We start from the raw sequence: 12,116 nt of genomic DNA on the forward strand, positions 1-12,116 counted from the left end.
AAAGTGATGCTAAAATACTACTTCTTTTTTCAGTTTACAATTTTATCACGCAACCTTTTCATACTTTTTGCATCTACTATATAAAGTGGGAAAATTTTAACTGTGAAAAAGAAAAAAAGAATCACTCACTTTTAATAAATGATTAGTTTAAACTTAAAAGTGTCAAAGACTATGAAATTTTTTAAAAAATGTATTAATGTACTAGGTGTTTCGGTTGCTATCTTTATTAATAGCAATTGTAAAGCCGATGGAGGTTAACTCGTAAAGATGTTTTTTCGATTTAGAAAATAAATTAAAAAATATTAATAACGAGTTAGTCTACTTAAAGCACTTTATAAATTTTATAAAGTGCTTTTTGGTTTTAGTAAACCCATAAACTCGTAAAAAATAGTACCTTTGCAAGCAAACAATCTTTAACCTTAAAAATTAGTATAGCATGCAACTGTACAATACCTTAAGCGCTAAAGAAAGAGCCGAACTTATCGAGCAAGCAGGAAAAGAACGCTTGACCATCTCTTTCTACAAATACGCCAAAATTGATAATCCAGACATTTTTAGAGATCACTTATTCTTAACATGGGATAAGCTCGATGTTTTAGGTAGAATTTATGTGGCCCACGAAGGCATAAATGCACAACTTTCTGTGCCGGCAGATCATTTTAATCTGTTTAAAAATCATTTAGATACCATTTCGTTTTTAGAACATGTGCGATTAAATATTGCCATTGAACATGATAATTTTTCGTTTTTAAAGTTAAAAGTGAAGGTTCGCGATAAAATAGTAGCAGATGGTTTAAACGACGACACGTTCGATGTTACCAATAAAGGGATTCATGTAGAAGCTAAAAAATTTAATGAACTTATTGACGATCCAAACGTAGTTTTGGTGGATATGCGTAATCATTACGAAAGTGAAATTGGTCATTTTAAAAATGCCGTCACTCCAGATGTGGATACCTTTCGCGAATCTTTAGATATTATCGAAGCTGATTTAAGAGACCATAAAGAAGATAAAAAACTGGTGATGTATTGCACTGGAGGTATTCGATGTGAAAAAGCTAGTGCGTATTACAAACATAAAGGTTTTAAAAACGTGTATCAATTAGAAGGTGGTATTATCAATTATGTAAGACAAGTTGAAGCACAAGGGCTTGAAAATAAATTTATAGGTAAGAATTTTGTGTTCGATGAGCGTCGTTCCGAACGTATTTCTGATGACGTAATTGCACATTGCCATCAATGTGGCGAACCAGCCGATTTACATACCAATTGTGCTAACGAAGCTTGTCATTTATTATTCATTCAATGTGATGCTTGCAAGGAGAAAATGGAAAACTGCTGTTCTACAAATTGTCAGGAAATAATCCAATTACCTTTCGAAGAACAGAAAGCATTACGAAAAGGTCAAGGTAATAGTAACGATATCTTTAAAAAAGGGCGTGCAGACCATTTGCCGTATAAAAAGGATTTAAGAAACATCTTTGATGTTTTTAAAAAAACAGAATAAATGAATATCTACAAACTCTTACAACTCAATAGAAAAATAAAAAGTCATAGAATTAAATTTTTAGGTCTCTATTTGTTGCATACGTTTAATCAACGCTATCTAGCAGTCAATCTAGATCCAGTAATGGCCTGTAACTTACGTTGTAAAATGTGTTATTTTACAGATGCCGATTATGTAAAAACCTTAAAAGGACAATTGAAAGAGGAAGAGTTAAACAAAGTAGCGAAAACCATTTTTAATCGTGCTTTAAAACTTCAAATTGGTTGTGGAACAGAGCCAACCTTATACAAGGATTTGGTAAAAGTGGTAGAGTTAGGCAAAACTTATAACGTGCCATATATTTCAATTACCACCAATGCCAATTTATTGAATGAAGAAAAAATTGAGGCACTCTTAAAAGCAGGCTTGAATGAGTTTACCATCTCGCTTCATGGTGTCCATAAAGAAAGCTACGAAAGCTTTATGCAAAAAGCTAGTTATGAAAAATTTCATAATGCGTTTAAAGCTTTTGAAAAATTAAAAAAGCAATACGATTTTAAAGTTCGGATTAATTATACCTTCAATAAAGATAATTTTTATGAACTAGCCGATTTCTTTAAACACTTTAATGGCGAAAGCTTCGATATTCTTCAAATTCGTCCCATTCAAAAAATAGGGAATACCGAATACAACGATTTCGATTTAGATAGCATTCGAGCAGATTACCCAAAATTAATTCAAGATATTAGAACACAGTGTAAAGCAAATCATATTACTTTATTGGCACCTAACACTATCCCTAAAAACCAAAGTGAAAACGCATCCAGTTTAATTTTCGATTACACCTTTTGTTACGTCTCTCCACAAAAATTCTGGAAAGATGGTTTCGATTGGAACAACGAAAGCTTTAATGATTATTCCAAAAAAATTGGTTGGAGTAAACAGCTATGGTCCAATATTTTTAAATCTGAAAAGGAATTAAAATCTATGTCTAATAGGCTTAATTACGAGATTGAATTTAATTAAGTTATTGTTTGATAAATTTAAAGGTTTCCTGCTCACTTTCATTTGAAATAACCTTTAAAAAATACATGCCTTTAGAGATGTTAGAAACATCTATATTATGAGTAGGAGCTTCATTAAAACGAATGGTTTTTATTAATTTCCCACTAACGTCATATATCATTGCAGACGCTAATGTTTTAGTTGTTTTTATATTTAGATAATTTTTAGAAGGATTTGGATAAATACTCGTCGTTTCTATATTTGCTTCTTCAATACTTAAAGCTCCAACATTAAAAGAGTGTGAAACAGTTTCGCCTCCATAAGTAACTTCCCATTTCCACTCACCTTCTTGATCGTACACACCAGAATAATACCAATAGTAATACCAAGAAGAGGCAGTAGTTGTTACTGTAATGTCCCAATCATATAAATAAGAATTATCAGGTTTAATAATGGATAAATGGATGTTGTCTCCACTTACTTGATCTCTTAAATAGGCGGCAAAATAAATGGTGTCTCCTGTATCAAAATCATCACTTGTATTTGATGTTTCAGGTGTAGGACAGGTAGTAAAAATATCTGGTACAGCACTGTGAGTTAAAACAGCATTAATTCCAGAGTAGTTATATGGAATTTGAGTTTCCCACCAGCTATCAGCATTTAAAACATTGCAAGGTCCCGAAAAAGGGTCTACCAATTGCGTGTAGGAATTATTTGTGTAAATCTCAAAATGCAAATGTGGTCCTGTAGAATTCCCAGAACTTCCAACGGTTCCAATAACCTCTCCCAAAGCCACCATATCACCAACATTTTTAGTGGTTACAGAGCCATTTTTCATATGTCCATACCAAGCCACACTACCATCGTTATGTTGTATGTAAACTGCATTCCAAAGATTGTTATTAAAGTTGCAACTTCGGTCAAATTCGCCATCATGTTTTGCAATAATTTGTCCTGGAGCAGCTGCAATTATTTCTGTTTGACTATTGTCCATTTGGTTCCATATAAAAGGCCATAAATACATATCAACACCTTGATGATTGTATCCACTACTAGCATCGTAAGTTCGTGTACCACAATTATAATCAGTAAGTTGGTTTGGATAAGCAGAATTGTGGTCTACATATCCAGAAATTGCCCAAGTATTATTATAATTAAAACCAGCAGCCTGTTGCAAAGGCCAAATAAATAATGGATGGCCTCCACGCCAATTTGCTTCTGGAAAGGCTAACTTGTTTTCAAGTCGTAATTGTTCAATATTGTTGTTGGTTTCAACTTTAATTGCATCTCTTTGAGCGGCTGTTAAACATGGTATTTTGTCTTCATTGAATTTGTATTCAACACTTGTCATTACAGCATTAAAATCTTGAGAATATGTTATACCAAAAGACAATAATAAAAAGCTGATAATAATAGAGGAAGTAAAATTAGATTTCATAATAACAGTTTTAAGTGGTTTATAGCATCATCGTGAAAAAATATATTTGTGAGCATTAAAAAGCATAAAATTCCATTTATATACATAAATAAGATATAAAAATTTAGTATAAATCTGATTTTCAACTGCTTAAATTTGTGTTTGAATTTTAAAATGTAGGTTTAGCATATTTAATTTAACTTAATAAATAATCTTATCTTTACATCTTTAAAAGGATTATTAATCTTCTTCTGAGAACTTTAATGTTTTCAGAATCTATATATACAAAAATCATATGAGTTGTAACACTTGCTCAACAGGCAAAGATGGACAGCCAAAAGGTTGTAAAAATAATGGTACTTGTGGGACAGATAGTTGTAATAAATTAACTGTTTTCGATTGGCTTGCAAACATGTCTCTCCCAAATGGGCAAGACCCTTTTAATTGGGTAGAAGTACGGTTTAAAAACGGACGAAAACACTATTATAAAAACACTGAAAACTTAACCTTAAGCATTGGAGATATTGTAGCTACTCAAGCACAATTTGGGCATGATGTTGGTATGGTAACCTTAACAGGTGAACTTGTTAGAATCCAAATGAAACGAAAAAAAGTTTCAGAAACAGACGAAGAGATATTAAAAATTTATAGAAAAGCCTCACAAAAAGACATTGATATTTGGTCTGATTATAGAGACAAAGAAGAGCCTATGAAGGTGAAAGCACGTCAATTTGCGATCGATATTAAATTGCAAATGAAAATTTCTGATATCGAATTTCAAGGAGATGGTAGCAAAGCCACCTTTTATTATACTGCCGAAGATCGCGTCGATTTTAGAGAATTAATAAAATTGTACGCTAGAGAATTCAAAACCCGTATTGAAATGAAACAGGTTGGTTTTCGTCAAGAAGCATCAAGACTTGGAGGTATTGGTTCTTGTGGAAGAGAATTGTGTTGTTCAACCTGGTTAACAGATTTTCGTTCTGTTAGCACCTCTGCTGCTCGTTACCAACAGTTATCTTTAAACCCTCAAAAACTAGCAGGACAGTGTGGAAAATTAAAGTGTTGTTTAAATTATGAATTAGACACCTATTTAGATGCATTAAAAGATTTTCCTAAATCTGATGTGAAACTATACACAGAAAAAGGAACAGCTGTTTGTCAGAAAACGGATATTTTTAAAGGACACTTATGGTTTGCATATGAAGGAGAATGGAGCAATTGGCATGTTATAACTAAAGATCAGGTCAATGAAATTTTAGAATTAAATAAGAAAAAAGAAAAAATAACGAGCTTAGAAGAATATGCAACAGAATTAATTCAAGATACTAAAAATGAATTTGAAAACGTTGTAGGTCAAGATAGCTTAACTAGATTTGATTCTAAATCGCCAAGCAAACGAAATAAAAATAAAAGAAAGAATAAAAAAAGAAGAAAACCACAAAACAGTAAAAACAATGCGAAATAGTGTCTTGTTCCTTCTTTTTGCTATAATTATGGTTTCTTGCGACTCTAATCAAGTGTTTGACACATATAAGTCTGTTCCAAATAAATGGCATAAAGATTCCATAATTAGTTTTAAAATACATCCACCAGACACCTTAAATCCGTATAACTTATATGTTAATCTTAGAAATAATAACAACTATAAATATAGTAACTTGTTTTTAATTGTCGAGATGAAATTTCCACATGGAAAAACCATTAAAGATACTTTAGAGTATAAAATGGCAAAACCTAATGGCGAATTTTTAGGCACAGGATTTGCTGAGGTAAAAGAAAACAAATTGTGGTATAAAGAAAACGTTGTTTTTAAAGAATCTGGAGAATACCAAGTAAACATTCAACAGGCTATGAGAGAAAATGGCAAAGTAAATGGAGTTGTTAATTTAGAAGGGATTACAGATATTGGATTTAGAATAGAAAAACCAGCTGCAAAATAAAAGAATGGCTAAAGCACAAAAAAAACAAAAACAAAAAAATCAAGATTTCTCAAGCTATGTTAGATGGTTTTGGAAATTATTTATGACAGGTATCTTATTGGTAGTTATGATGTTTTTATTAGCATCATGGGGCGTTTTTGGAGAGCTTCCCGATTATACTATATTAGAAAACCCTAAAACAAATTTAGCGACCGAAATTATTTCTTCCGATGGAAAAACCTTAGGGAAATTTTATTTTAATGATAACCGAACTCCAGTAGGTTATGATGAATTGCCACAACATTTAGTCGATGCCCTAATTGCCACAGAAGATGCCCGTTTCTATTCACACTCGGGAATAGATGCTCGTGGAACCTTGAGAGCCTTTTTCTTTTTAGGTAAAAGAGGTGGAGCAAGTACTATTTCACAACAATTAGCACGACAATTATTTGTAGGTGTTCGTTCAAAAGGAATGGATAAGTACACTCAAAAAATAAAAGAATGGATTATTGCTACCAAATTAGAAAGGCAATACACCAAAGAAGAAATTATTGCCATGTATTTTAATATTTACGATTTTGGTAATAATGCAGATGGTATCCGTTCGGCTGCCAGTATATATTTTGATAAAGAACCCAAAGAGTTAGACACCAAAGAATCAGCAATGTTGGTTGGGATGTTCAAAAACTCATCACTTTATAACCCAAGAGATCATAGAAATCCAATAGGCACTAGAAACAGACGTAATGTGGTTTTATCTCAAATGGAGAAATACGATTATATTTCTGAAAAAGTCATGGATTCTCTTCAAAAAACAGAGTTAGGATTGCGCTATTCACCACAATCGCATCGAGATGGCATAGCAACATATTTTAGAGCTTATTTAGATGGCTTTATGAAAGATTGGATTAAAAATAATCCAAAACCAGATGGCGAAAAATACAATCTGTATGGAGATGGTTTAAAAGTATACACAACCATCGATTCACGAATGCAAAAATATGCCGAAGATGCTGTACAACAACACATGCCAAGGCTCCAGGCAGAATTCGATCATCAAAACACACCAGATAGAAATCCAACAGCGCCATTTTTAGAATTAAACCAATCTGAAATCGATGCGCTTATGAAACGTTCCATGAAGCAAAGTGAGCGTTGGAGACACATGAAATACGATTTAAAAATTGACGAAGATGAGATTATTACGTCTTTTAATAAACCAACACAAATGACCATCTTTTCATGGAAAGGAGATATAGATACCATTATGAAACCCATGGATTCTATGCGATATTATAAGTCATTTTTACATACAGGTATGATGTCTATAAATCCGCAAACCGGACATGTTAAAGCATGGGTTGGAGGTGTAAACTATAAGCATTTTCAATACGACCACGTAAAACAAAGTCGCAGACAAGTAGGTTCTACATTTAAACCATTTGTATATGCAACGGCTATAGATCAATTACATTTATCACCTTGTGATGAATTACCAAACACACAAATAACTATTGAAGCTGGAAAATTTGGAAATCCAGATCCTTGGACACCTAAAAATTCCGATGGACAATATGGAGGTTCTCGTACTTTAAAAAGTGCTTTGGCAAATTCTATAAATACTATTACAGCCAGATTAATGGATAAAGTGGGGCCACAACCAGTAGTCGATTTGGTTAAAAAACTAGGAGTAGAAGCAGAGATTCCTGTGGTGCCTTCTATTGCTTTAGGAACTGCAGATTTAAGTGTGTATGAAATGGTTGGAGCCTATGCCACTTTTGCTAATAAAGGAGTTTATACCAAACCAGTTATGGTTACACATATTGAAGATAAAAACGGCACGATTCTATATCAGTTTACCCCAGAAACCAGAGATGTGCTAAGCGAAGAAGCTGCTTATGTAACGGTAAAACTTATGGAAGGTGTTACCGAAGGTGGATCAGGAACCAGATTAAGAACCAAAGGTGCCGATGCTTATCGTGCAGATTACAGGGAGATTATTACAGGTTACCCTTACGAATTTAAAAACCCCATAGCAGGTAAAACTGGAACGACGCAAAATCAAAGCGATGGTTGGTTTATGGGAATGGTGCCCAATTTAGTAACTGGTGTTTGGGTTGGAGCCGAAGATAGAGCTGCACATTTTAGAACCATTACTTATGGTCAAGGAGCAGCCATGGCATTGCCTATTTGGGGAGTTTATATGAAGAGTTGTTATGAAGATACAGATTTAGAGATTTCCACTTCAGACTTCGAGAAACCATTAGAACTTTCTATAGAAGTAGATTGTGCAAATTACGACCCAGATAACGATTCAGATTCCAACATGCCAGATGTTGAGGTGCCTGATGAATTGGATTTCTAAAATACCATATTTTAGACATATATTATTTAGCCATTCTTTTTAGAATGGCTTTTTTATTTCGTATTTTTCCACTACAAAATAATAGTAACATGATTAATAAAAAAGTGGCCAATGTTCATGAAGCCCTTCAAGGGGTTTCAGATAATATGACCTTTATGCTTGGTGGTTTTGGGCTTTGTGGTATTCCAGAAAACAGTATTAATGAGCTTGTAACATTAAACCTAAAAGGATTGACTTGCATATCTAACAATGCTGGTGTGGACGATTTTGGTTTGGGATTACTGCTTCATAAAAAGCAAATAAAAAAAATGATTTCTTCTTATGTAGGTGAGAACATGGAATTCGAACGCCAAATGTTAAGTGGCGAGTTGGATGTGGAATTGGTGCCACAAGGAACATTAGTAGAACGTTGTCGTGCTGCACAATCTGGTTTTCCTGCTTTTTTTACACCTGCAGGTTATGGAACAGAAGTGGCAGAAGGCAAAGAAGTTCGAGAATTTAATGGAAAAATGTACATCTTGGAACATGCCTTTAAAGCCGATTTTGCTTTTGTAAAAGCATGGAAAGGCGATGCTGCTGGAAATTTGGTGTTTAAGGGTACAGCTAGAAATTTCAATCCAGCCATGTGTGGTTCTGCAAAAATTACGGTTGCTGAAGTCGAAGAATTGGTTCCTGTAGGAACTTTGGATCCTAATCAAATTCATATTCCAGGTATTTTTGTACAACGTATTTTTCAAGGTGAAACCTACGAAAAACGTATTGAACAACTTACAGTAAGACAAAGAAGTTAAAAGTTATAAGTGCTAAAATTAAAATGATATGTCACACTGAGAGTAGTCGAGGTGTCTGATTAAAACAAAGATTAAATTATGGCTTTAGATAAAATAGGAATTGCAAAACGTATAGCAAAAGAAGTAAAAGATGGCTATTATGTCAATCTAGGAATTGGTATTCCAACCTTGGTGGCTAATTATGTAAGAGATGATATAGAAGTGGAATTTCAAAGTGAAAATGGCATTCTAGGAATGGGACCTTTTCCGTTTGAAGGCGAAGAAGATGCCGATCTTATTAATGCAGGTAAACAAACTATTACAGCCTTACCTGGAGCTAGTTTTTTCGACTCGGCTATGAGTTTTTCTATGATTCGTGGACAACATGTTCATCTAACCATTCTTGGAGCCATGGAGGTATCTGAAAATGGCGATATAGCCAATTGGAAAATTCCAGGAAAAATGGTAAAAGGTATGGGAGGCGCCATGGATTTAGTGTCTAGTGCCGAAAACATTATTGTAGCCATGATGCATACCAATAAAGCTGGAGAATCTAAATTGCTTAAAAGTTGTAGTCTGCCTTTAACAGGCGTTGGCTGCGTTAAAAAAATTGTGACTAATATGGCAGTGCTTGAGGTAACAAATCAAGGTTTTAAATTATTAGAACGAGCACCTGGCGTCTCTGTTGAAGCTATTAAAATAGCGACTGAAGGAACTTTAATTGTAGAAGGCGATATTCCTGAAATGAGTTTATAATAAATAATGTTCTTATGATTATTTCTTTAAACGAATTCCATTTGTCCATAATTCATTAAGAACCTTTTATAATTAGAACTAAAATACCTCGAATATTTAATAAATAATATTCGAGGTATTGTGTTTTTATAGATTTAATTTAAATATCAAAAGCAATAATATATGTGGGAATATTCCTAATAATATATCTTAAATGTTAAAATTTTATGTATTTCAACGATTTATTATGTATTTAAGCTGAACAACTCAAAAAAAGTTTCATATTAGCAGAACCAAATCGAAACAAACTAATTAACCGAGTTCTTTAAAGTATTGAATTTATAATTTGCCCCAAATCTATTATAAGTTTAACCTTAAAGAAGTAGACCCCAAATCTACCAAAAACCTTATTTAATTATGAATTTTGCCCCAAATCTACCTAAACAACCTACTAATTACGAGAGCAAACTTTATGCAAGTTTGCAAAGTACAGGACGCTTTATTAAAAGTCTTATGTATTTAACTAAAAAGATATTCATGCTATAATCCTTTTGGGATGGCATGAATTAATTTTTTGGTGTAGTTTCTCTTCGGATTCTGGTAAATAACATCAGCATCATCCATTTCTTCAATCTGTCCTTGATTCATTACAATTAACTGATCTGACATGTATTTTACCACAGCCAAATCGTGTGAAATAAAAATATATGTAAATCCAAAGTTTTCTTTTAAGTTGTTTAATAAATTAAGCACTTGTGCTTGAACAGAAATATCCAAAGCAGAAACAGACTCATCGCAAATTATCAATTTAGGTTCTAAAGAGATTGCTCTAGCAATTCCAATACGCTGTCTTTGTCCTCCAGAAAATTCATGAGGATATCTGTTGAAAAAGGTATCGTCCAAACCTACTTTCAATAATAAATCTAAAACCATTTCCTTTCTCTCTTTTTCCGATTTTCCAATCCCATGAACTTTCATAGGTTCCATGATGGCTTTACCAACAGGAATTCTAGGATTTAAAGACGCATAAGGATCTTGAAAAATAATTTGAATGTCTTTTCTTAGTTTTCTAATGGCTTTTTTTGAGAGTTTGGTAATATCTACTCCATGATATAGTATTGAGCCAGAAGTGGCTTTATCCAATTGTAAAACGGCATTTGCCAAAGTAGACTTTCCACAACCAGATTCTCCAACCAAACCAAGTGTTTCTCCTTCGTATAATTTAAAACTCACCTGATTTACTGCTTTAAAAACTTCAGGCTTTGAAAACCATCCAGATTTTGATACATATGTTTTTTCAAGATTTATAACCTCTAGTAGTGGTGTTTTTGAATAAATGTTTTCGTGAAACAATTTTCTGTCTTCACTTGAAACAATGGTCTTATCCGTTGTGTCGTTCATAAAGTCTTTAATCGTTGGAAGTCTTCTTAATCTTATATCCAAAGAAGGTTTGGAGTTGATTAAAGCTTTGGTATAAATGTGTTCAGGATTTTTAAAAATAGTTTTAACAGGACCTTGTTCAACAATTGCTCCTTGATACATAACTAGAATTCTATCTGAAATTTCAGATACCAAAGACAGGTCGTGTGAAATAAAAATAATACTCATGTCTTCTTCAGCTTGCAATTGTTTTAAAAGCAGAATAATCTCTTTTTGAACAGTAACATCCAATGCAGTTGTTGGTTCATCTGCTATAAGTATATTTGGTTTGCATGCAATTGCCATAGCAATCATAACCCGTTGTTTTTGTCCCCCAGAAATTTCATGAGGATAGGCATTAAAAACACGTTTTGGGTTAGGAAGCTTCACTTTCTCAAAAAGTAAATAGGTTTCATCTTTAGCTTCTTTTTTTGTCAGTTTAGTATGTTGTAATAATATTTCTTGAACCTGTTTTCCACAAGTCATCGAAGGGTTTAATGAGCTCATAGGTTCCTGAAAAATCATGGCAATATCATGGCCTCTAATTTTTTGAAGCTTCTTAGAACCTATTTGAGTTAAATCAACTCCTTTAAAGAAAATACTACCATAAGTTATTTTAGAAATATTTTCAGGAAGTAAACCAAGTATAGCAAGCGAGGACACAGATTTTCCTGAGCCAGATTCTCCAACTATTCCCAAAATTTCATTTGTATTTAATTGAAAGGAAATATCCTTGATAATTTCCTTATCAACCTTATTGGAAAAAAATGAAATAGATAAGTTGTTAATTGATAATAAAGATGCTTCCATATTAGGTATAAAAGTAGTTAATATATTCGAAAAAATTACGGGTTTCCCGTAGTCGGTTTACGGGTTTTCCGTAAATATCAAAAGATTGATTGTTTTTTATCGAAAAACAAATCATTAAATTTTCATATTAACAGAATTTTAATACTTTCAGAGAATATTAATCAACTAATCACATAAATTTTTACAA

General features: G+C 32.9%; 9 protein-coding genes. 7 read left to right on the forward strand and 2 right to left on the reverse strand.

The features are described 5' to 3' along the window. The first annotated feature begins 436 nt into the window (after positions 1-436). Together ACI5KZ_RS05200 and ACI5KZ_RS05205 are read left to right on the forward strand one after the other, a co-directional pair. Positions 437-1,507 carry a rhodanese-related sulfurtransferase gene (locus tag ACI5KZ_RS05200; protein ID WP_109309275.1) on the forward strand — a complete coding sequence of 357 codons (1,071 nt, stop codon included), beginning with the start codon at positions 437-439 and terminating at the stop codon, positions 1,505-1,507. Continuing rightward, a complete protein-coding gene (locus ACI5KZ_RS05205) occupies positions 1,508-2,512 on the forward strand; it encodes a radical SAM protein (protein WP_406847114.1) in 1,005 nt (334 codons plus the stop codon). 1 nt (position 2,513) lies between these two features. Here ACI5KZ_RS05205 and ACI5KZ_RS05210 read toward each other — a convergent pair whose 3' ends face one another. Next, positions 2,514-3,929, reverse strand: coding sequence for a peptidoglycan DD-metalloendopeptidase family protein (locus ACI5KZ_RS05210; protein WP_109309277.1), 1,416 nt, complete (start codon positions 3,927-3,929; stop codon positions 2,514-2,516). Positions 3,930-4,203: 274 nt separating this feature from the next. Here ACI5KZ_RS05210 and ACI5KZ_RS05215 point away from each other — a divergent pair, with 274 nt between their 5' ends. The 5 genes from ACI5KZ_RS05215 to ACI5KZ_RS05235 all read left to right on the forward strand — a co-directional run bounded on the left by ACI5KZ_RS05215 (position 4,204) and on the right by ACI5KZ_RS05235 (position 9,721). Then, positions 4,204-5,376: a regulatory iron-sulfur-containing complex subunit RicT gene (locus tag ACI5KZ_RS05215; RefSeq protein WP_109309461.1), complete on the forward strand. Its 1,173-nt coding sequence runs from the start codon at positions 4,204-4,206 to the stop codon at positions 5,374-5,376. Beyond that, positions 5,366-5,851: a gliding motility lipoprotein GldH gene (locus ACI5KZ_RS05220; protein ID WP_406847115.1), complete on the forward strand. Its 486-nt coding sequence runs from the start codon at positions 5,366-5,368 to the stop codon at positions 5,849-5,851. The genes ACI5KZ_RS05215 and ACI5KZ_RS05220 overlap by 11 nt, the downstream gene beginning before the upstream one ends. Before the next feature lie 4 nt (positions 5,852-5,855). Continuing rightward, positions 5,856-8,195 (forward strand): penicillin-binding protein 1A, encoded by a 2,340-nt coding sequence (locus ACI5KZ_RS05225; RefSeq protein ID WP_406847116.1) that lies wholly within the window; start codon positions 5,856-5,858, stop codon positions 8,193-8,195. 89 nt (positions 8,196-8,284) lie between these two features. Next, positions 8,285-8,986 (forward strand): CoA transferase subunit A, encoded by a 702-nt coding sequence (locus tag ACI5KZ_RS05230; protein ID WP_109309281.1) that lies wholly within the window; start codon positions 8,285-8,287, stop codon positions 8,984-8,986. Positions 8,987-9,064: 78 nt separating this feature from the next. Further along, positions 9,065-9,721: a 3-oxoacid CoA-transferase subunit B gene (locus ACI5KZ_RS05235; protein ID WP_406847117.1), complete on the forward strand. Its 657-nt coding sequence runs from the start codon at positions 9,065-9,067 to the stop codon at positions 9,719-9,721. Between the two features lie 519 nt (positions 9,722-10,240). Here ACI5KZ_RS05235 and ACI5KZ_RS05240 read toward each other — a convergent pair. Continuing rightward, positions 10,241-11,929 carry an ABC transporter ATP-binding protein gene (locus tag ACI5KZ_RS05240; protein WP_406847118.1) on the reverse strand — a complete coding sequence of 563 codons (1,689 nt, stop codon included), beginning with the start codon at positions 11,927-11,929 and terminating at the stop codon, positions 10,241-10,243. Between the last annotated feature and the right edge of the window lie 187 nt (positions 11,930-12,116).

Source organism: Xanthomarina sp. GH4-25, assembly GCF_045363175.1.
Taxonomy (GTDB): domain Bacteria; phylum Bacteroidota; class Bacteroidia; order Flavobacteriales; family Flavobacteriaceae; genus Xanthomarina.

Bases quoted from the DNA above. Each gene is read 5' to 3' on its own strand.
- ACI5KZ_RS05220 (WP_406847115.1), top strand. From the start codon at position 5,366: ATGCGAAATAGTGTCTTGTTCCTTCTTTTTGCTATAATTATGGTTTCT.
- ACI5KZ_RS05200 (WP_109309275.1), top strand. From the start codon at position 437: ATGCAACTGTACAATACCTTAAGCGCTAAAGAAAGAGCCGAACTTATC.
- ACI5KZ_RS05225 (WP_406847116.1), top strand. From the start codon at position 5,856: ATGGCTAAAGCACAAAAAAAACAAAAACAAAAAAATCAAGATTTCTCA.
- ACI5KZ_RS05235 (WP_406847117.1), top strand. From the start codon at position 9,065: ATGGCTTTAGATAAAATAGGAATTGCAAAACGTATAGCAAAAGAAGTA.
- ACI5KZ_RS05210 (WP_109309277.1), bottom strand. From the start codon at position 3,929: ATGAAATCTAATTTTACTTCCTCTATTATTATCAGCTTTTTATTATTG.
- ACI5KZ_RS05205 (WP_406847114.1), top strand. From the start codon at position 1,508: ATGAATATCTACAAACTCTTACAACTCAATAGAAAAATAAAAAGTCAT.
- ACI5KZ_RS05240 (WP_406847118.1), bottom strand. From the start codon at position 11,929: ATGGAAGCATCTTTATTATCAATTAACAACTTATCTATTTCATTTTTT.
- ACI5KZ_RS05215 (WP_109309461.1), top strand. From the start codon at position 4,204: ATGAGTTGTAACACTTGCTCAACAGGCAAAGATGGACAGCCAAAAGGT.
- ACI5KZ_RS05230 (WP_109309281.1), top strand. From the start codon at position 8,285: ATGATTAATAAAAAAGTGGCCAATGTTCATGAAGCCCTTCAAGGGGTT.